The following is a 20717-nucleotide window of genomic DNA, read 5'->3' as shown; positions in this document are numbered from 1 at the left end:
AGCAACTAAACTATAGTTACAACTGTTTATCAAGAGCATTGCTAAATTCTTCATAGGTTGCTCTACCGACAATACGATCTACTTCCTGTCCATTTTTAAAGATTAAAACTGCGGGAATACTCTTAATACTGTATTGTTTTGCATTTCCCTTATTCTGATCAAGGTCTATTTTAACCACTTCAGCCCTTCCCTGATAATCTGCGGCTAATTGGTCTATTAGAGGCGCAACCAAGCGACAAGGACCACACCAAGTCGCTGTATAATCAACTACCACAGGCTTTTTCTGGTTAATTAGTTCCTCAAATTGCTCTTGTTGAACATATTCTGCTTTAATATCTGTCGGCATAATTAATTCCTCTTGTATTGAACATACTGTCTCATGTTTTGGGATAAAATTTGTCATCTGTTGGCTGTCTTACAGCTTTCAACAGCTTTTAAATGCAATATTTATTGTCAACTCGTTGAATTTGAACATTTTCAGGATGACAGTTTCCTATTGCTGATTTTTCTGAGGTATTATGTAACAGATCAACAGATAAAGACGGAATTGTCAGGGGAAAAACATGGAAGAAGAAACAGTCAATAAAGAAGATTTTACCGCTAAATTACAAGCAGTTATTCAGGATATCAAGTTGATCGCTGATGAAAATCGTCATGATGTTTTGCAGTTGCTAGCATTATTGCGCCAATTGGAGCAAATTCACCGTCACATCCGGACAGAAATGTTTGAAACTTCATTACCTGAAACTCGTAATGATCTTTATCAGTTTGTCAAAGACATTGAGGAAAAAGGCGGTTGGCCCTATATTGAAAGGATGAAACTAGGGCAACTATTGCAGGAGATAGAATCTGCAATTTCCGAAGAAAACGAAGAGTAAAGCAAGCAATTCTCAACTCTCAATTTTCCCTTCATTCGTCCCGTCAAGCGGAATGACAAGGATGACGCGACGCCAGTACTTTAGTGCAAGTAATTTTTAATTTTCAATTTTTAATTTTCAATTTTTAATTTTCAATTCTCTAGAGCGTTTGGTAGCAGCTTGTACAGCTTCAATGACAGCTGAACGGAACCCGCCTTTTTCTAGTTCTGTAACCCCTGCAATCGTTGTTCCCCCAGGACTACTAACTCGATCTTTGACTTCTGCTGGATGTAGTCCTGATTCTTGTAAGAGTTTTGCTGTTCCCAAAACTGTTTGAATAGCTAATTTTTGGGCGATCGCCCTTGGTAATCCTGCGGCAACACCACCATCGGCAAGGGACTCTATCATCAAAGCAACATAAGCTGGGCCAGAACCAGACAAGCCTGTGACCGCATCCATTAAATATTCGGGAACTTCTACCAATTGCCCCACTGCGGTAAAAATTTGTTGTGCTTTTTGTAACTGAAGCGCAGAAACTTGCGAACCTCTTGCGATCGCGCTGACTCCTTCGCCAATTGTCGCGGGAGCATTAGGCATAACTCTAATTATTGAATAGCCGGGAAAAACCGATTCCAAGCGTTCTAAGGAAACACCCGCCAAAATTGAAAGTATTAATGGACTCTGCTTACTTTCAGAAGATAAAGTTAATTGTTCGGCAACAACATCCAAAACTTGGGGTTTAATGGCTAAGAGAATAACTTCTTGGGCTGAGATGACATGATTATTATCTGTCGTTACTGCTACTTGGTATTGCTCTTTCCAGAATTCTCGGCGTTGCAATTGCGGTTCGCTAACGAGTATATGACTGGGAGAATATATTTGTTGTTGCAGCAGACGGGAAATAATAGCTTCTGCCATTACGCCGCCGCCAATAACCCCAAACTGGATGCTATCTATGGTCATGATTTTTTTGTTATTGCGCCATAACTCTTGGTTCTTGCCAAGGATCGTTGTGATTAGATACAGAACGACTTACTCTGGCATCGGTCAACTCATCTACTTCGCTAACAATACCAGATAAGGTGCTGACCTTAACGCAACTGGGAGTAAACAAGAAAATACTTTCGCCTACTCTTTCTTGATGCCCATCCATTGCGTAAGTTCCGCCGGCAACAAAGTCCACAGCTCTTTGTGCTTCTTCTGGATTCATCATATTAAGATTGAGAACCACAGACTTGCGATCGCGTAATGCCGAAATAACTTGGGGCATTTCCTCAAAAGATTGAGGTTCAATTACTGTTACTTCTGCATTACCATTATTGAGGCCAGGTAGTCCGACAACTTTATTGGTCATGTTTGTTTCCTGTTTCCCTAGATTTTTTTTGTTATTACTATGAGAACTAGCTCTTACAGCTTCTGATTCTTTGAGTTGAGATTCGGAACTGGGTTCTGAATATCCAGTAGTTATTTCTTCTTCTCCGGAATATTCTTCATATCCGTCACCTTCATAGGAGAAATCTTCATCGATCCCGATGATTCTTTTTAAAGTTTCAATCATAATGCTCACAGTTTATTTTTTTGATTCACTTGAAATGAAGTCTCCAATTTTTGAACTTAATTAGACCATCTTTATCTTTAATCTTGATTGACTATCAAGAAGGAAGAAAAAATACCTATAAGTTGAGATTTTTCTCTTCTTAACCTATGTGATTATGCTGAATGAGTTATCGATATTCTCAAGGCATTTCACTGGCAAGGGTAATTTCTTGCAGATACAGATGATTAATTCCATAAAATTGCCAGATTTTCATTTTTCAATGTGAAATTTTGGTTGGCAAGCACGATCTTAGTTTAATAACTCTGTAACCATAAGGGGCTAATTGCTCTTGTTGCATTTTTTAAAATAAGTACACATTACTTTACAATTAGTTCATAAAAGTTCAAAACTTAATATTAAGCTCTGAAATTCAAATGTTTTTTTATCATCACTTAATGTCTAAGTAGAACTGTGCTTTCAGAACTCTAATTAAGTTGTAAACTCCTTTTTTTGCCAATTGCTGGTAATCTTGAGGCTGCAATTTTGCGACCTTGCGAATTTCCTTGGCTCGACTAATCAGGAGAAAAGTGTCCGATTTAATGTCGGCGTCAAACTCTGTGATGTATTCAGATAGGGATTTTTTTCTACGGAAAAACTGAACTGGCTGCTGAGTGTAAAAGACCAAACTCGGTTTTTTAAAGCCCAACATGATGATAGGTTCATGAGCTCTTTGAACAGTGATAATTTCTTGAGCGATTTCTCGCAAAGGCAGTTGCCGATTGACATCGAGAAAGAAACTCGTCGGCAGTAAAACAAAGCTGGTAAAAGCGACAAAACCCACAAGGTTGACTGCAATAATCCAACGCCAATAGCGAATTCTGATCAGACAACTCATAATTGCGATCGCGATTAGGCCCCAAACAATTGCACCTTTAGTAGTTAATCCTGATTTTGTAAGTAACAAATTTAACTCGGGGATTGCCGGGTCTTTACCAATAAAAGTTGGCAGGAGGATAAATGCGATCGCGAACAAAATAGCCAGTAAGAGATTCGCTAAAATGCTGATTAAGAAGCCTTGATCTTGGAATTTTTTGGGCTTTGCAAGACCCCGAGCAAAATATTCATCCCACAACATGGCCACTAAAATAGAGCCGGCAGGAATTAGCGGCAAAACATAACTCGGTAACTTCGTGACAGAAATACTAAAAAAGAGAAAGATACAAACAAACCAAAAAAACGCAAAAATTCCCAGGTGATTATGGCGAGGTTGCCTCTGCCACCAAGACCGGCGCCACCAAGCTAAACGATGGATTGCCAGAGGTAAATACACAGACCAAGGAGCAAAAAGACCTAGGACAATAAAAATATAAAAATACCAAGGAGCATCGTGACCATTGACTACATCGGTAAAGCGTCGAAAATTATGTTTGCCAAAGAAAGCATCGAGATAAACCTGGCCATTTTCCAAGAAAACTAAAATATACCAAGGAACACTAATAACAAGAAAAATAATTGCCCCTAAAATCAAATTCATTTCTCTCGCCACAGCCTTGAATTGTCCGACATAGAGCAAGAAGCAAAAAATAATTAATCCAGGCAAGACAATTCCCACCGGGCCTTTAGCTAAAACTGCCAAAGCAATTAAAATATAAAACCCCAAATACCATAAACTAGGCAACCCAAACTTCTTACGATCTCTCGTTTCCCCGTTCCCTAAATTGCTATATCCAATAAAGAAACAAAACAAAGCATTGCCCATGCAACCGCTAAGCAACATATCAGAAACTCCAGTGCGTGCCCAGAGAATTGTTTGCAAATTTAAAGCCATCAAACTAGTACCGATGACTGCAAATAATAATGATTGCGATCGCGTTGAGCTTTGATTGATATTTCCCAAGCGTCTTAAGGTATAGAATCCCAAAACCATTAAGGAAATTGCTGAAATCGCCGAAGGTAAACGAACAGCCCATTCATTCACTCCCATTATTTGATAACCAATCCCCATCAACCAATAAATCAAAGGTGGTTTATCAAAGCGAGTTACTTCATTAAAATAAGGCGTAATCCAATTTCCGGTCACAGTCATTTGACGAGCGGCCTCGGCAAATAATGGTTCGGTTTCGTCTACTAAACCTGTGGCTCCCAAATGCCAAAGAAAAGCAATAAAGCCAACTATCAATAACCAGACTAGAGCAACTATCCCATAGATCTGAGGATATTTTTCCAGCGATCGCCACACCAACTTAATACTATCCAATTTTTAATTTTTAATTTTTAATTTTCAATTTTTCCCAATCCCAAGCACTACGGACAATCGCATCCAACGAATTATATTGAGGTTGCCAATTTAAGACCTGCTTGATGCGATCGCAACAAGCCACAACGCAAGCAGGATCACCTTGTCTTCTAGAAGTTTCTCTTACCGGAAAATCAACTCCAGAAATTGCTTTGACCTTTGAGAGCACCTCTTTTACGCTATAGCCTTTGCTGTAACCACAATTAAGAATTTGACTTTCGCTATTAGTTGCAAGATAGGATAAAGCATCGAGATGGGCAGTGGCCAAATCTTCGACGTGAATATAATCACGAATTCCTGTGCCATCGGGCGTGGGGTAATCAGTTCCCAAAATATTTACGCGATCGCGAAGTCCAAGAGCCGCATCACAAGCTATTTTAATCAAATGATTGGCTTTTTTACCAGACTGACCAATTTCTCCAGAACAATCGGCCCCCGCAACATTAAAATAGCGGAGAATCACATATTTCAAATTGGAACTATAACTATAATCTTGAATCATCATTTCACTCATTAATTTTGAGCGGCCATAAGGATTCACAGGATTCGTAGGCTCAGACTCGATAATTGGGCAGTTATCAGTATCGCCATAAACCGCAGCTGTACTAGAAAAAACTAACTTATTAACTTGAAACTTTTGGCAACATTGCAATAAATTGAGAGTATTGCGAGTATTGTTGGCATAGTAACTCAGGGGCTTAGCCACAGATTCAGGGACGGAGATACTAGCCGCAAAATGGAAAACAGCGGAAAATTTATGCTGAGCAAAAACCTGAGACAACAATTCTAGATTATTAAGATCTCCTACAATCAATTTGCCATGCAAAACAGCAGCAGCAGAGCCAGTGGAAAGGTTATCATAAACTACAATATCATGGTCAGTCTGCCTCAGTTTTTTTACGACATGAGAACCAATATATCCTGCTCCTCCAGTGACTAAAATTTTTTCTCCCATAGGAAACAGAGCGATCTCATTCTTTCAAGATTAAGTATTAGCAATGGTAAAGATTTAGGATTCTTGCACAGATTCAACCACTGCGTTGATAATACTAGACTATTTTTGTCAGGGTTATACATTTTACTCTCTCCTGGTTCCTCTCTTCTGGTTCCTAATTCCCTACTTCTTAAGCTAATATAATATTTGGTAACAATCGTCCATAAAACTTTACCAACCACGGAGATTCTTGATGCTACGACTCGAACACATCAGTAAAATTTACCCCACAGGAGAAGTGCTCAAAGATGTTACCTGGGAAGTTAAACCAGGAGAGCGAGTTGGCTTAGTTGGCGTTAATGGTGCAGGAAAGTCTACCCAGTTGAAGATAATTATGGGGGAAGTCGAACCCACCTCAGGAGAGGTAATTCGCCCTGAAAGCTTGAGCATTGCCTATCTGACCCAAGAATTTGAAGTAGAACCAACTCGAACAGTTCGCGAAGAGTTTTGGACAGTATTTACAGAGGTGAATGAAGTTCATCAGCAGATGAATAAAGTGCATCACGAAATGGATGTTGCTGATGCCAAACAATTAGATAAATTAATTCATAAACTAGATAAGCTACAACGCAAGTTAGAAGCCCTAGACGCTTATACTCTAGAATCCCAGATTGAGAAAATATTGCCAGAAGTTGGTTTTGAGCCCGAAGATGGCGATCGCCTAGTCAGTTCCTTCAGTGGCGGTTGGCAAATGCGAATGAGTTTGGGCAAAATCTTACTTCAAGAACCTGATGTTTTATTACTAGATGAGCCGACCAACCATCTAGATTTGGAAACTATTGAATGGCTAGAAAAATATCTCAAAGGAGTCAATACTCCGATGGTTATTATTTCACATGATAGGGAATTTCTCGATCGCCTTTGTACCAAAATAGTGGAAACGGAAAGAGGGTTTTCTACTACTTATTTAGGTAATTATTCCAATTATTTATTGCAAAAAGCAGAAGCTAGTACCTCTCAGTTGGCAACCTATGAACGCCAACAAAAAGAGATTGCCAAGCAACAACAATTTGTAGAACGCTTCCGCGCTAGTGCCACCAGAAGTACCCAAGCAAAAAGTAGAGAAAAACAGTTAGACAAAATAGAGTTAGTCGATGCACCGATCGCGGATCTCAAAACTCTCAAATTTCAGTTCCCGCCTTCTGCTCGCAGTGGTCGAGATGTCGTGGTTGTCAAAGATTTAACCCATACCTATAACGATAATATTTTATTTTTGGGTGCTGATTTGACCATAGAAAGGGGCGATCGCGTTGCTATTTTAGGTGCAAACGGTGCAGGTAAATCCACGTTACTAAGGATGATTGCCGGATTAGAAGAGCCAGAAGACGGCATAGCTACTTTCGGCAAGCATAATGTAATTCCTGGCTATTTTGAACAAAATCAAGCGGAAGCTTTAGATTTAGAGAAAACTGTCATTGAGACAATTCATGATGAAGTTCCTGAGTGGAAAAATGAAGAAGTTCGGACATTGCTCGGGAGATTTCTCTTTAGTAACGAGACAGTATTTAAGAAAGTCAAAGCACTTAGTGGAGGAGAAAAAGCTAGGGTGGCTTTGGCAAAAATGCTCTTAACTCCGGCAAATTTATTAATGCTAGATGAGCCGACCAACCATCTCGATATTCCAGCAAAAGAGATGCTAGAGCAAGCATTACAGAATTATGATGGCTCGGTGATTGTGGTTTCTCATGATCGCTATTTTATTTCCCAAGTAGCGAATAAAATTGTTGAGATCAAAGATGGGGAGTTAGTGGTTTATCCAGGAGATTATAAATATTATTTAAGTAAAGTTGCCGAGGCTCAAGCTAAAGAGCAGCAAAAAATTGAAGCTGAGAAAAAAGCTGCGAAGCAAGCTGCTAAACGTGCTAAACAAGCTGAAAAGAAAAAACAAAAGAAAACCAAAGCAACCGCTAAGTAATTAGTCATCCAAACGCTACAGCAATAGTCAAAAATCAATTAATTTAAAGCTTAATGGGGAGGTGATCTAATGAGCCAAATAGATTATGAACAGATGACTGATGTAGAATTGAAACGGTATTTTCTTAAACATCGTAATAATAAATCTGCGCTTCAAGCATATTTAGATCGTTTGAATCAAAATCATCGCGAAGTTATTGCTGGCCCTGAGGATCTTGACTTTGACGAGAAAATTCAAACAGCAATTTTGAAAAAACTTCAAAATCAAGAATTGTAATTAAATTCAACTTATGAACGATATCAAACACCCAATTTTTTATCAAATATCAAGTCTCAAGATTCCCCACTGTCAAAATGCCTTTGACAGTTAAGTTGAGTTTGGAAAATGTCACAGAAATAATCTTTTCCTCTTCTGTAAAGACTGTTTCTTCATATAAACCTTCATCCAACAGCAAAACTGTAACTTTATTTTCTTGAGGATCAACAATCCAATATTCAGGTATTTCTAAAGCCGCATATTCCGATCGCTTATACCGATAATCACGTTTGATTGATTCTGGACTTACTATTTCCACCGCAAGCAAAGGAGGAATTTGAGATACTGCTGATTTGTCAATAAATCCCTGGATATCGTTCGCTTTAATTACAGAAATATCTGTCAGTCTAGACTTCCGCCAACCAGTACGAATTCCCGATTCTTTTAAACATATCCAAGGTAATTTTAAACGGCTAATTTCTTGATCAAAAGCCTGTTCGATTAATTTGGCAATAAGAATATGCCTAAAAGTAGGAGGATTCATGGCTTCTAATTTTCCATTAACCAATTCATAGCGATTATTTGTCTCATCGTCATAGCTAAGATAATCTTGGAAAGTTAGTAATTTCCCTACTGTTTTGGCTGTCATGATTTGCATTTATCCCTTTTTAAGTACAATCTAGAAATTGAGGATATGGCGCTGCTGATTTAAAACACTAAAGAATATTTCGACTAATCTTCTTTGCGTCTTTGCGTCTTTGCGCGAGACAAATTCATATCTGAATTTAGCAACTCCGAGGATATTTTCCATGACTAATTAATTACTTCCATAATAGTTGATTATTGATCCCAGCTACAGGAGTCAACTTTTAATTGCGATAATCGCTCGATGACGGGGATCGCTAGCAACAGTAGTTTGATAGTTAAAGCCAGTATCTACCAAAGATTGTTCAATATTAAAAGTGTAATAATCATCGCTCCAAGGTTCAGTACTTTTCATTAAGGTAAATAACACCGGTGGCAAATTTTGAATTACGGGGGAAGCCGGATTATTATCGACGATCGCAATCACACCACCAGGACGCAGAATACGGAACATTTCTGTGAAAATTTCTTGGGTTGCCTTGCGAGGTAATTCATGGACGAGAAATTGTAGCGTGACCAGATCAAAAGAATTATCGGCAAATTTGGTCTTTTCTGCTTTGCTGTGAAACCATTGGCTAATTTCCTGTTGTTCATCTCTTTTTTTAGCAACGGCTAGCATATAGGGAGATAAATCTAAGCCAATAGTTGTGATCGGAAGATCTTGTTGAGCACTGAAATAGCGATGAAGGGCTAAGGTCGAAATGCCGACAGAACAACCAATATCAAGAATATCTTGGAGTGGATTATTGGTATATTTTTCTACTATTTGATAAAAACTGTTACGTAATCTATCCTGGGCAACTTGCCAAGTCAAACCAGGTTCATTTTTCCAAACTCGTAAACCCATAGACAGAGTGGCAGATTCCGCTTCAAAGGCTGCTTGCCAACAAAGATTGCCTTCATCATAGGCATGAAAGGGAACTTGATAGTAATCAGGATAGACTAACTCAGCATCTGCGATCGCATTGTACAATTCTTTAACTTCGGAGTTCGCTAATTCCTGGTAATTCTTGCGCCAAGGAATACCATTTTTTTCCGCTGTGCTAATCAGTACTCGTCTGGCTTGACCTTTCATGATGCTATAGAAAGGCTTAGTCTTAATCAAAAGATTTACAAAGCGAGATAGGAGATCATCTCCTGCCCAATCTGGTTTTAGCTTATCGGTATTTACGATCACAATTTCTGATAGAGTTTTTGACAAATTCCCCAAGGGGAATTCTATCATGTCAACAAAAAAGAAGCGATCGCGATCGCTTCTCTTCAATGAAGAATGGACAATTCTTTAATTCCTGATTACCCCAAAAGCCATCTTATCTAAGAGCTAGTTCTTTTTGAGCTTGAGCTTCCGCAGCTGCCAATTGTGCTTGTCTGGCTGCTTTTCTAGAACGAACATATAACATCGAGGCTGTAACCATTAAGCCACCACCAACGATTAGAAGAAGATTGGGATTAACAACCGACTCGCCGATGGAAAAAATTAGGAAGTTTAAAAGTAGAGAGATACCAAAGGAATTAGTAAACAAATCGTCAGCAAACTCAAGATCGAATTTTTGAGATACTTTCTCCTGGTCAAATTCCATGAGATTTTGTTTGGCCCACATACTAGAAGAAGCAAGGGGTGCCACAACAACAAGTAGTCCTAATCCAGCAGTGATTACGCCGGGGAATAGTAACAAAAATATCGCACTAACGACAAAACCAAAGCCATATTTATACATCAAAACAGATAATAAGGTTTTGGACATATTTTCAAAACTGACAACTCCAGCAATAAAGATGGGAATCAAGATCAGCAAGGGAGCTTTGATATCAACGATCACTTGTTGAACTACAGAAGGTAAATCTTCAAATACAATATTTTGACTCGAAAGTACTAAACTCAAAATCAAAGCGAGATTAATCGGTTGCAAAATAATCTTTTTGAGAAAACGAGAGGCATTTTGCCCGAACCCGCCTGATTTTTCTTGAACTTGAACTGAAATATAAGCAAACAGAATTACAAAAATAAAAAACTTATCACCAATATCGAACAAAGCTGCATAGGTTGCATTGACGTTGGTTGAGATAGCGGCTGCGATCGGGACAACTGTTATGCAGGGCGCATAGGCACTTAACATAACGGCATTAGTATTAATGATTTTTTTGCCAAGACTAGGCAGCAGTTTGGGCAAAACAAACTTAGCAAACCCAAAAGTAAGGAAGTTTAAAGCTAAAGTTGCCACAATGATCATCCATAGGCCATGCTCACTAATTCCTTCTTTATTGGTCAGTATTAGGTAAAAAATGACCGCAGGCAGAAACACTTGCATCATCACAATCTTAATTGACTTGAAACTAAGCTCTTCTTTAAACTTATTTTTGAGCCAAAGTCCGATCATAAAGAGAACAATTGTCCGAATTACATATACCATTAGATTTTCCTCTGATGAATTGATGACAAGAAAATAATATTTTTAATAAACTTTTTTATGCTCTGGAATTTCTGCTAAGTAATTCCACCAATTACTTACTTGCTACTTAACTAATAATACTGAGTCAAATTTGCAGGGGCAATTGATGAAATCACTTGCTTTTGGTGAAGTACTTCATTGACTTATGACGTTTATTTTGTTATCACACTGAGGGTTTTACCAGTGAAGTTTAGGAATTTAAGCAAAAAGATACGGAGAAATGCCAAATACTAAATATTTCAGTTCTGTAGAATCATGGGAAGGTAAGAATTTCTACCTAATTTTTATCCAAGTATTTATACTTATTAACTAATTCTATCTTCAATAAATCTTGACCCAACAAAATACGAATTTCTACCCTTTTACCTGTTCCCCATTCCCTGTTCCCCGTTCCCTGTTCCCCGTTCCCTGTTCCCTGTTCCCTGTTCCCTTTTACCTGTTCCCCATTCCCTGTTCCCTGTTCCCCGTTCCCTTAGTATATTGAGAATTTATGACTGAAAGCTTAATTATTTTTACCCGTTATCCCGAGGCTGGAAAAACTAAAACCCGCATGATTCCTGCATTAGGAGCCCTAGGAGCAGCAGATTTACAACGTCAACTAAGTGAACATACAATTGGGACAGCTCAAACATTACAGGCATCTCGTCCGATAGATATCGAAATTCATTTTGCTGGTGGCGATCGCAGTTTAATGATATCTTGGCTAGGAAATAACTTAGGAAATAACTACAGTTATCGTCCTCAAGCATCAGGAGATCTCGGCGCCAAGATGAAATCAGCCTTTGCGGATGCTTTTAAGCGAGGAAAACAAAGAATCGTAACTATTGGGATTGACTGCCCTGATCTTAATCCGATGATTTTAGGCCAAGCCTTCGAGGCTCTAAATAACCAGGAATTAGTATTGGGAGCAGCCGAAGATGGGGGATATTATCTGATTGGGTTAAATAAATTAGTTCCCGAATTGTTTACTGATATTAACTGGGGGACGGATTCTGTCTTCTCTACAACAAAGAAAATCGCTCAGCAACTAGCTTTATCGACGGCATACTTACCCATTTTGCCTGATGTTGATCGCCCTGAAGACCTAGAAATAGCGGAGCGTCACAATATAAAGTTTTACCGAAAAAACACCTTAAAGATTGATTAATCTGATATCACAAAAGAATCGTGATTATTTCAGAGTAGCCATGCCTTTCATCAATGTCCGTGGGGTTGACCATTTTTATCAGTGGATTCGTGACTCCAACAATACAGCTCGTAAACCAGTTATGGTATTTGTTCATGGTTGGGCGGGTTCTGCTAGATATTGGTCAAGTACGGCTCATGCCTTGTCGGCAGACTTTGACTGTCTACTATATGATATGCGGGGTTTCGGTCGTTCTACATTACCTGATCAGCCTTTGAATCTAGGTTACGAAATGTCAGACTATGCCGATGATCTAGCTATCTTATTAGATCAATTGGGCCTGACAGAAATATCAGTTCAGGCTCATTCTATGGGAGCATCGGTGGCAACTTTCTTTATTAATCGCCACCGCGATCGCGTCAAACAAGCAATCCTTACTTGCAATGGCATCTTTGAATATGACGAAAGAGCTTTCAAGGCTTTTCATAAGTTTGGAGCCTATGTAGTCAAATTTCGTTACCAATGGTTCCTCAAATTTCCTTTTGCCGACAGAATGTTCATGGCCAGATTTTTATCCCGTCCCATTGACAAGAGCGATCGCTTTGCTTTTTTAGAAGATTTTCTTCTAGCTGATTACGAATCGGCATTAGGAACAATTTTTACTTCAGTAAGTAAAGAAGCGGTAGAAATTATGCCGCGCGAATTTGCCAACATCGAAGTCCCAACTCTTCTTGTCTCAGGAGAAAAAGATCAGATTATCCCCGCAAAAATGGCAAAACAGGCATCCAAACTGAACCATAAGTTGGACTATCTCGAATTATCCAACACAGGTCATTTTCCGATGTTGGAAGATAGTGATTCTTATCTGCGGGGAATTAGAAATTTTTTGCAACAATCCGCAATACTAGTTGAATCCCATAACCGCTAAAGCTTTTCCTAGACCTAGAGCTCTGGAGTTAACTAATGTTTACCAAGTAATTTTATAAAGATTTAAGAATTTTTAATATAATCTCCAAACAGGAAAATTCCGTCTATGGTGTATTGATAGGCAACAATCCTTGCCCAAATACTCTTTATCATAGGCAATGTAATATGAAACTTGCGCCTAGTTTGATGACCTCTCTATTCCTTACCGCCACGATTAGCTTTGCACTTCCTGTAACGTTAATTTTATTGTTGCTAGGCTTTTCATTTTTGTTGGGTTTCGTCCCTAGTTTGTTAGTTTTAGGAAACGGAATCAACAATGCTATTTTAGAATTTCTACTAGTTTTTGGTAATGGTAAACCTCTATTGGGCATGCTCACCATTGGTTTAACTAGCACTGTTGCAGGAATCCTCTTTGATATCTTCAACTTCTATCGTTATCAAAGTTTACGAGACTCTTGAGATAATTGAAAATTGAACATTAAAAATTAAACATTGAACATTGGAACTCTCTATGGCATTAGTGTGGGGACTGGAGATCCTGAATTAATTACAGTTAAAGGGTTACGATTATTGCAAAAAGCGGAAATTGTAGCTTTCCCCGCAGGGATTAATCAAAAACCAGGCATTGCAGAACAGATAATTGCTCAATGGCTGCGGCCAGAACAAAAAACTATTGCCTTAAATTTTCCCTATACAAAGGATGAGAGTCTTTTGCACCAAGCATGGCAGCAAGCAGCAAAAGAGGTTTGGCAATATTTGAAACAAGGAATTGATGTGGCTTTTGCCTGTGAAGGAGATGTCAGCTTTTATAGCACGTTTACTTATTTAGCTCAGACAACACAACAATATTTTGGGGAAGTCCCCATTATCACCGTGCCTGGGATCTGTTCTCCTATGGCCGCAGCTTCTGAGTTACAGATTCCGTTAACTGTTAGTTATCAGAGTCTGAAGATTTTACCTGCTACCTATTCCTGGGAAGATTTGGAACAGGCTTTAGCATCATCTGATGTTGTGGTTTTGATGAAAGTTAATGCGGTCTATCAAAAAGTGTGGCAAATTTTGCAACGACGAGGGTTACTAAAATTTAGTAGTTTAGTCGAAAGAGCAACTTTTAGCGATCGCAGAATATATAATGACCTCACAGATTACCCCAACCTACAATTGTCTTATTTCTCTATCCTGATAATTCGAGTTAACAAAACTTAGACCAAAGAAAAATTAAGTTTATTAACGCAATAATATTGCAAAATATTGAGAATCATCGAAAACAGCTCGAAAAGTACAACTCTCATGTTAGTTTTTATTGATATCAAAAGCTATATTTTTTCGGGAGACCAAACAGCGTGAATTTGCAGTTAACTCATCATGAGCATTTTCGTGAAGACATTAGTGAATACGTAGCCCAACTACAACTCCACATGGCATTACAAGCTCGTAATTTTCTGCCCACGCTCACAGACGTCACAAGTCCTAGAGAACAGTTGTTACAAACCACTCAAGCTAATATTGAGAAATTGGTTTCTCGTCAGTCATTAGAAAAACTAGGGAATTGAGCTTGCAACTAAGTTACCTGTTTTGCTCTTGGCTATTGCCTTTCCCAAAATCTGACTTAAAATTAAACTAGCACGTTAAAAAAATAGTAGCTATTTAAATTTTGTATTGTTCAAAAGCTCAACCTTATTTTTAGGCTTTAAGTCTTTTTGCGTGTCAGGATATATATTCATTTCCAAAGCAATGGTGAATGAGCAAAGAATACGATGCACCGGTCAAAGGTAATATTCTCATCGTAGATGATTCATTAGACAATCTCCGTCTTTTGTCATCTGTTTTGATGAAGCATAATTATCGAGTTCACTGCGTTGCTGATGGAGAAATGGCTCTTCACGCAATTAGAGGGGAACTTCCCAACCTGATATTATTAGACGTTGTTCTCCCGGCGATCAACGGTTATAAGCTATGTAAAATTCTCAAGTCTAATGAAAAGACCCGTCAGATACCCATAATATTTATTAGCTCCTTAGATTCGGAAAGCGACAAGGTGCAAGCTTTTAAATTGGGCTGTGCGGACTTTATTACCAAACCCTTTTTTATCGAAGAATTATTGGTTCGAGTCGAAACTCAATTTAAAATTTATCAAGAAAAAGACAATCTCAAACAACTTCTGTATCAGAACGTCAAGGAAAGAAAAACAGTTGAAAAAGAGCTAAATCAGTCTCGGGCACTTTTAGCGGGAGTATTAAACAGCTCTCTTGATGGGGTAGCGGCTTTTGAAGCAATTCGCGATCGCTGGGGGAGCATTATCGACTTTCGTTGGTTGGTAGTAAATCCCGTCGCAGCTATGTCAGTGGGAGAAACGGGAGATAGCTTAAGGGGTCAACTGTTACGAGAAACCTTATCTAATAATTTATTTGAGGGTTTATTTGATTTTTTTGTTCAAGTTGTAGAAAATTGCATTGTCTTAGATAAAGAACATTACTACAATCGCGAGGGCAATTGGTTTCATATTGTTGCCGTCAAATTGGGTGATGGTTTTGCGGTGAATTTTCGAGATATTACAGAACGCAAACAGATGGAAATTGCCCTTAAAGAAGCCAATCAGGAACTACAGCGGCAAGCAAACATAGACAGTCTTACTCAAGTTGCCAATCGTCGTCGTTTTGATGAGTATCTCGCTCAAGAATGGTCAAGATGCGCTCGGGAACAACAAACTCTTTCGTTGATTATCTGTGATGTAGACTATTTCAAATTTTATAATGACGCCTATGGGCATCAAGCAGGAGATCAATGTTTATATAACGTAGCCCAAGGCATGGCAATGGCAATTAAACGACCTGCTGATGTGGTCTTCCGTTATGGAGGAGAAGAATTTGCCATGGTTCTACCTTTTACCCAAGGAGAAGGGGCCTTAAAAGTTGCGACAGATGTCCGAGAAAGAATTGTCGGGTTACAAATTCCCCATGATTTATCCGAAGTGAGTCAATATGTCACTTTAAGTTTAGGCGTCTCGAGTATTATTCCCAGTGTTGACTCTTCTCCCGAGTCTTTGATTGCGGCGGCTGATAGAGCATTGTATGAAGCCAAAGCTTCAGGTCGCAACCGAGTAGAGTATAAAGCTCTAGAATTGCCCTTTGCCTAATAAAATAAATATTAAAAATTAAAACTTTTGTACTGATTCATAACTCCTGCCGGGACAAAAAAATAGGGGTGTTTAGAACAGCCCCCACACATCAGTTATCAGTTATCAGTTGTTAGGTGGTATTTCGATCTGACTTCATCTGGAAACTAGAAGCAGTCGAACCAACAAGATTATATCATAAGTTTCAGCTTAGCCGCCAAACAAGCCACTTAAAGCTTTGCCCATATTATCTGGTTGCATTGCCACTGTCGCGGCTGTTGGCTCATAGCCACAATGCACCATGCAATCACGACATTTGGGATTGCCGCTATTTTTGCCATAGTTACTCCATTCGGTTTTTGCGAGTAATTCTGAGTAACTAGAATAATGTCCTTCATTGACGAGATAACAAGGTTTTTGCCAACCAAAAACGCTATAACTAGGGCTGCCCCAGGGAGTACAGTCAAAATCAGCATCTCCCATTAAAAATTCTAAAAATAGGGGATTATGATTAAAACTCCATTTTTTGCGGCCTGATTTCCAAGGACTAAGAATTTCTTTGAATAAAGCCTTTGTTTGCTCTCTCTGTAAGAAATGCTCTTGGTCAGGAGCCCATTCATAGCTGTAGCCAGGAGAGATCATCATGCCATCCAGATTCAAGGTTTCGAGAAAATCAAAAAACTCCTGCATCTTTTTCGGATCTGCTCCAGTAAAGACGGTGGTATTGGTGCTAACTCTAAATCCCTGACGTTTAGCCGCTTTGATAGCTGCGATCGCTGTTTGGAATACTCCTTTGCGATCTACACATTCATCATGCTGCTCTTCTAACCCATCTAAATGAACACTAAAAGTTAAATAAGGGGAAGGTTGAAACTTTTTCAGGCTTTTTTCGAGCAATAAGCCATTAGTGCAAAGATAGACAAATTTTTTGCGATCAATCAAACCTTGAACAATCTCAGCGATCTGAGGATGAAGTAGTGGCTCGCCCCCTGGGATCGAAACAACAGGTGCACCACATTCTTCCACCGCCGCAAAACAATCCTCGGGAGATAAATTTTGTTTGAGAATTTCTGGTGGATGCTGGATCTTGCCACAACCAGAACAGGCTAGGTTGCAGCGGAAAAGAGGTTCTAGCATCAGTACCAAAGGGAACTTTTTTTTCCCCATCAACTTCTGAGTAACTAAATATTTGCCGACGGTTAAGGCTTGTTGTAACTGAATTCCCATAATCTAGGTTTAATTGCTAATGTAAAAACGATCTCTGGTCACTGGAAAGATGTTATCCCTTCTTTTTCCTTTAAATTTTGATAAACATCTAGGATTATAACCAAAAGCAAAACTCGTGCCTTCAAAAAAAGTGAGAACAATGTGCTGTATCCAAATGAGTAATCTTAGTAATACATTGTTTTCCCTTATCATGTACATAAATCTTAAGAAAATCTTCAAAACTAAAAACGTTTACAATAAAAATTTGGTGTTTGGGAGGAAAACATTGTTTACAAGACTTGCACAACAACACCGTGAATTTGTCCGGGACTTGGTCATGGACCTTCAGGCCCTAGCGATCGCCTTAGAGAATCGGGGCTATCTAGCCTCCTGCTATACCTGTGGTGGTCAGCTCAATAGTGCCTCTTTCATGGTGAGCCTGGGGGAAGATCATTTAATCCGTTTTTTGGTTTCCGACTATGGAATTACTTGGACGGAAATGCGAGACGATCGCGAGCTGATGAAACTAGAAGGCGCCGAAGCGATCAATCAATTACAAGATTTAGCAGATTTAATAAAATATCAAGTAGACTTGCCAGTTGACAAGAAACAACCTTATCAGTTAACTGTTAACAGTTAGGGCTCTGTCCTTCCCTATAATGCCTTGTTCCCTGTTCCCCGTTCCCTAATTTTATGGAAAGTAAATCTCAAAATAGTCAATTGCAGTTGTCAGAAGCAGAAATCCAAGAAAAACTGCGATCGCTACTTCATAAAGAAGGAACCTGGGTTGATTGGGGAAAAACCTGCCAGCAGCTCCACAAAGCAGGTTGCTCTCCCGAACAAATATTTGAAACTTCGGGTTTACAAGAGAGTCAACAAAATGTGATTGTTGTGGCATCACAAGTCTACGAAAGTTTGGAAAAAGAAGGAGTTGCCGAGTCTGTCCTCAATTACTTCCGGGGGCCAAGATCCGATGTTTTATACGAGTTTCGCATTCTTAAGCATAAACAAAGAGCCGCCGCTGCTGAGCTGGCCTGCGCCAAGAATTTCGATGTTGATGATGCCCACGAACTGATTAAAGCCGCTCGTGATGTGGGTCGCATTTCCCAGCTTCCTGATGCCTTTACCAGTCATCCAGGAGATATGGTCGCCTATCTTTGTTGGAAACGGGCTCGGGGCAAGAAAGATTTACAAACGCGATCGCGCTTAATTGCTCAAGGACTCAAGTTTGCTGTTTCCAACTCTGCCAGAGAAGCGATCGAGAAACTTCTGAGTGATTTTTCCGTTGCCACTACCTATACAGCACCTTTATTACCTGTTTATCGTCTCGAATTCGAAGAGGAATTACCTCGCATTATTCCCGTTGCCGGAACTTACCCCCTGACTCGCCAAGATATTGCCGCGGTCTCTCCCCTAGAAATTAAAGAACCATTCCGCACGATTACAATTAGTCATAATGGAACTTTTGTTCCTGTTCCTGGCTGGCAAGCGATTCTCAAAGCAAAAGATCCCGTAGGTTATTTTTGCCAAAGTGAGCTCTTGCCTAACTATCAATTGGGCAAAGCCGAAACAGTTTTAGTAATTATTGATCGCGCTGCTGTGGAGTGGAATGTGAACAGTTATTTCTTAGTTGAAACGGAAAAAGATATTGTAGTTCAATGGTCGGAAGAAGCACCTAGTTCAATTATTGGTCAACTTCTATTGATCATGCGAGCCAAAAATATCATAGACGAAGGCAATATTACCGAGCCTTGGCAAATGGACGATTAGTCAGTGATCAGTTATCAATATAAGATTAATATAGAATGTCACAATTAGAACGTTTGTTATTAATGGCAGAGGACGAATTAACCGAGTATAGTACCGATGCGCGCAAAATAGAAAAGTTGCGCCGCAAAATCGGCATCTCGGTGCCCCGCAAGGAACAACAAGAGATTAAAGCCATCTTACTAGAAGAAGTTCCGCAAGGGGGATTAAGTAAAATTGTCGAAGAACAACGTCAAACGGTAGCTTTGCCTTTTTGGGGTATTGCTGGGTTGGGTTTACTGCTAGGAATTTCCATGTTTCAACCCTTAGACTTTCTTGCGACTTTTGGTGGAGGTTATGCCGCTTTCAGAATTCAAAAATGGGGCTGGCGTTTACAGGCCAAAAGATTATTACTCAATACGTTAGAAGAAATTGATCAAAGAATAGCAAATCCATAATTCTTAGGTCTTGATGCTTAAATATTCATCTACCCATTCCTGCAATTCCTCGTAATTGCTAACAGAGCTCTGAAGATTATCATCAGTGATTTTTATTATTTTCTCCGTCTGCCGAATCTTAATTTTGGAGCCCAGAAAATCCTCTAATTCTTGTAAGGAGCTATTGGTATCCTTGAGTAAGTTTTCATAAGTTAAGTGAAAAATATTAACATTATTTTCAGCTAATAAATCAGCCATCACAGAGACATCCTTAAGCCCGGCTAAACTTCTATCAAGAAAGGAAAAAAAATCTGCTTTTTCTATCTTAGTAGAACCCAGTATATAATTGTCTTCTATTTTGGTTATATTCTGAGTTCCTATTTTCTGGGAAAGAATATCTGATCTGTATTCTGAAACAGCACGTCTGACAATATCTTTTCTAGTTAAACAAATGACTTTAATCTTGTTTTCTTGAATAAATTTAATAAGAAATGGTTTATCAATTACTTGGTAAGGAGATATTTTACAGACTATTGTATCGTAGATGTTACAATCTAATTTACTACTATTCCAGCGTCCTTTTTTGTTATTCCAAGTTGTGATTGACCTGTCTAATTTGCAATTGTAAAAATTATTGAGTAACTGCTCTTGTTCTAAGGCAGTAGGAGAGTCTGATTCATACTGATAAGAACCAAAGATTTCATATCCTGCCCTGAAATTCTTATTCTCTTGCAAAATTTTAATTAACCAACTACTCCCCGATCGCGGATGAAATAAGACTAGGCATTTGTTGATATTCTTTATCGGAATTTTCCGCCTCATCGTATTAAATCTCAAGAAATCAAAAAGTTTTTTCTTTATTCCGCCAAGTTTGTTCCGGATTTTGCTAATAAATAGTTGCACAAAGTTAATTTCCTAACAAATGTTTTTATCAACACTTTAATTTCACTAAACAATATTAAACAATACTATTGTAAAAATATCAATTAGTTCAAACTCAGGTTCTTGCGCTTCTAGAAAGGCATAGACTATTGATGTTTAGATAATCTATGGGTAAAATCCTGTATCTTATAACTGGAATTTAATGACAAAGTTATTTTTAAAAAGAAGGCAGAAGGTAACTGGCATAGTGGGAGAATTAGACTCACCACTATGCCCTGTTCCACTTAAAGAAGTGGAGGAATTCAACCTAAAGGGATAAGTTAGAAGTA

Annotated in this window: 22 protein-coding genes; 12 read left to right on the top strand and 10 right to left on the bottom strand. The window is 38.8% G+C overall.

All coding sequences use genetic code 11. The annotated features are described in order from the left end of the window. Window positions 1-16: 16 nt before the first annotated feature. Window positions 17-346 carry a thioredoxin gene (trxA, locus tag XEN7305_RS10925; RefSeq protein WP_006509480.1) on the bottom strand — a complete coding sequence of 110 codons (330 nt, stop codon included), beginning with the start codon at window positions 344-346 and terminating at the stop codon, window positions 17-19. Window positions 347-563: 217 nt separating this feature from the next. Here trxA and XEN7305_RS10920 point away from each other — a divergent pair, with 217 nt between their 5' ends. Beyond that, complete coding sequence (locus XEN7305_RS10920; protein WP_006509479.1) at window positions 564-878, top strand: hypothetical protein; 315 nt, start codon at window positions 564-566, stop codon at window positions 876-878. A 117-nt stretch (window positions 879-995) separates the two neighbouring features. Here XEN7305_RS10920 and proC read toward each other — a convergent pair whose 3' ends face one another. The 4 genes from proC to galE form a co-directional block, all read right to left on the bottom strand. Further along, window positions 996-1820 (bottom strand): pyrroline-5-carboxylate reductase, encoded by an 825-nt coding sequence (gene proC, locus XEN7305_RS10915; RefSeq protein WP_006509478.1) that lies wholly within the window; start codon window positions 1818-1820, stop codon window positions 996-998. A 10-nt stretch (window positions 1821-1830) separates the two neighbouring features. Beyond that, a complete protein-coding gene (locus tag XEN7305_RS10910; protein WP_369792509.1) occupies window positions 1831-2418 on the bottom strand; it encodes a cell division protein SepF in 588 nt (195 codons plus the stop codon). Window positions 2419-2842: 424 nt separating this feature from the next. Then, the gene (locus XEN7305_RS10905) at window positions 2843-4651 is read right to left on the bottom strand and encodes a glycosyltransferase family 39 protein (RefSeq protein ID WP_144053245.1); all 1809 of its coding nucleotides are present in this window, start codon (window positions 4649-4651) and stop codon (window positions 2843-2845) included. Between the two features lie 10 nt (window positions 4652-4661). Beyond that, window positions 4662-5645: a UDP-glucose 4-epimerase GalE gene (gene galE / locus XEN7305_RS10900; RefSeq protein WP_006509475.1), complete on the bottom strand. Its 984-nt coding sequence runs from the start codon at window positions 5643-5645 to the stop codon at window positions 4662-4664. 232 nt (window positions 5646-5877) lie between these two features. Here galE and XEN7305_RS10895 point away from each other — a divergent pair, with 232 nt between their 5' ends. Together XEN7305_RS10895 and XEN7305_RS10890 are read left to right on the top strand one after the other, a co-directional pair. Beyond that, window positions 5878-7599: an ABC-F family ATP-binding cassette domain-containing protein gene (locus XEN7305_RS10895; protein WP_006509474.1), complete on the top strand. Its 1722-nt coding sequence runs from the start codon at window positions 5878-5880 to the stop codon at window positions 7597-7599. Window positions 7600-7668: 69 nt separating this feature from the next. Beyond that, window positions 7669-7875, top strand: coding sequence for a hypothetical protein (locus XEN7305_RS10890; protein WP_006509473.1), 207 nt, complete (start codon window positions 7669-7671; stop codon window positions 7873-7875). 49 nt (window positions 7876-7924) lie between these two features. On the opposite strand, the gene XEN7305_RS10885 is transcribed toward XEN7305_RS10890, so the two are convergent. From XEN7305_RS10885 to XEN7305_RS10875, 3 genes are all read right to left on the bottom strand, one after another. Then, window positions 7925-8503 carry a Uma2 family endonuclease gene (locus XEN7305_RS10885; protein ID WP_006509472.1) on the bottom strand — a complete coding sequence of 193 codons (579 nt, stop codon included), beginning with the start codon at window positions 8501-8503 and terminating at the stop codon, window positions 7925-7927. Between the two features lie 213 nt (window positions 8504-8716). Beyond that, window positions 8717-9724, bottom strand: a complete 1008-nt coding sequence (locus tag XEN7305_RS10880; protein ID WP_006509471.1) for a class I SAM-dependent methyltransferase — start codon at window positions 9722-9724, stop codon at window positions 8717-8719. 85 nt (window positions 9725-9809) lie between these two features. Further along, window positions 9810-10910 (bottom strand): hypothetical protein, encoded by a 1101-nt coding sequence (locus XEN7305_RS10875; RefSeq protein ID WP_006509470.1) that lies wholly within the window; start codon window positions 10908-10910, stop codon window positions 9810-9812. A 529-nt stretch (window positions 10911-11439) separates the two neighbouring features. Here XEN7305_RS10875 and XEN7305_RS10870 point away from each other — a divergent pair. The 6 genes from XEN7305_RS10870 (at window position 11440) to XEN7305_RS10845 (ending at window position 16138) form a co-directional block, all read left to right on the top strand. Beyond that, complete coding sequence (locus XEN7305_RS10870) at window positions 11440-12096, top strand: TIGR04282 family arsenosugar biosynthesis glycosyltransferase (RefSeq protein WP_006509469.1); 657 nt, start codon at window positions 11440-11442, stop codon at window positions 12094-12096. 40 nt (window positions 12097-12136) lie between these two features. Further along, window positions 12137-13003, top strand: coding sequence for an alpha/beta fold hydrolase (locus XEN7305_RS10865; protein ID WP_006509468.1), 867 nt, complete (start codon window positions 12137-12139; stop codon window positions 13001-13003). Window positions 13004-13167: 164 nt separating this feature from the next. Further along, on the top strand, window positions 13168-13461 hold the full coding sequence (locus tag XEN7305_RS10860) for a hypothetical protein (RefSeq protein WP_006509467.1): 294 nt from the start codon (window positions 13168-13170) through the stop codon (window positions 13459-13461). A gap of 33 nt (window positions 13462-13494) precedes the next feature. Next, window positions 13495-14208: a precorrin-2 C(20)-methyltransferase gene (locus tag XEN7305_RS10855; protein ID WP_006509466.1), complete on the top strand. Its 714-nt coding sequence runs from the start codon at window positions 13495-13497 to the stop codon at window positions 14206-14208. Window positions 14209-14345: 137 nt separating this feature from the next. Beyond that, window positions 14346-14555, top strand: coding sequence for a hypothetical protein (locus tag XEN7305_RS10850; protein WP_006509465.1), 210 nt, complete (start codon window positions 14346-14348; stop codon window positions 14553-14555). Between the two features lie 188 nt (window positions 14556-14743). Continuing rightward, window positions 14744-16138 (top strand): diguanylate cyclase, encoded by a 1395-nt coding sequence (locus XEN7305_RS10845; RefSeq protein ID WP_006509464.1) that lies wholly within the window; start codon window positions 14744-14746, stop codon window positions 16136-16138. A 189-nt stretch (window positions 16139-16327) separates the two neighbouring features. On the opposite strand, the gene hpnH is transcribed toward XEN7305_RS10845, so the two are convergent. Further along, on the bottom strand, window positions 16328-17344 hold the full coding sequence (hpnH, locus tag XEN7305_RS10840; protein WP_006509463.1) for an adenosyl-hopene transferase HpnH: 1017 nt from the start codon (window positions 17342-17344) through the stop codon (window positions 16328-16330). Window positions 17345-17609: 265 nt separating this feature from the next. On the opposite strand from hpnH, the gene XEN7305_RS10835 reads away from it, so the two are divergent. Genes XEN7305_RS10835 through XEN7305_RS10825 form a run of 3 tightly spaced genes read left to right on the top strand, consistent with a single transcriptional unit; the run spans window position 17610 to window position 19527 of the window. Beyond that, window positions 17610-17963: a DUF1815 family protein gene (locus tag XEN7305_RS10835; protein ID WP_040897492.1), complete on the top strand. Its 354-nt coding sequence runs from the start codon at window positions 17610-17612 to the stop codon at window positions 17961-17963. 53 nt (window positions 17964-18016) lie between these two features. Then, window positions 18017-19093: a RuBisCO accumulation factor 1 gene (locus XEN7305_RS10830; protein WP_006509461.1), complete on the top strand. Its 1077-nt coding sequence runs from the start codon at window positions 18017-18019 to the stop codon at window positions 19091-19093. A gap of 35 nt (window positions 19094-19128) precedes the next feature. Next, window positions 19129-19527, top strand: coding sequence for a hypothetical protein (locus XEN7305_RS10825; RefSeq protein ID WP_006509460.1), 399 nt, complete (start codon window positions 19129-19131; stop codon window positions 19525-19527). A gap of 3 nt (window positions 19528-19530) precedes the next feature. Here XEN7305_RS10825 and XEN7305_RS10820 read toward each other — a convergent pair whose 3' ends face one another. After that, on the bottom strand, window positions 19531-20328 hold the full coding sequence (locus XEN7305_RS10820) for a sulfotransferase domain-containing protein (protein WP_006509459.1): 798 nt from the start codon (window positions 20326-20328) through the stop codon (window positions 19531-19533). Window positions 20329-20717 lie beyond the last annotated feature (389 nt).

Source organism: Xenococcus sp. PCC 7305, from assembly GCF_000332055.1.
Lineage (GTDB): Bacteria > Cyanobacteriota > Cyanobacteriia > Cyanobacteriales > Xenococcaceae > Xenococcus.
Note: the sequence above shows the minus strand (reverse complement) of the source record. Positions and strands in the feature narration are given on the sequence as shown.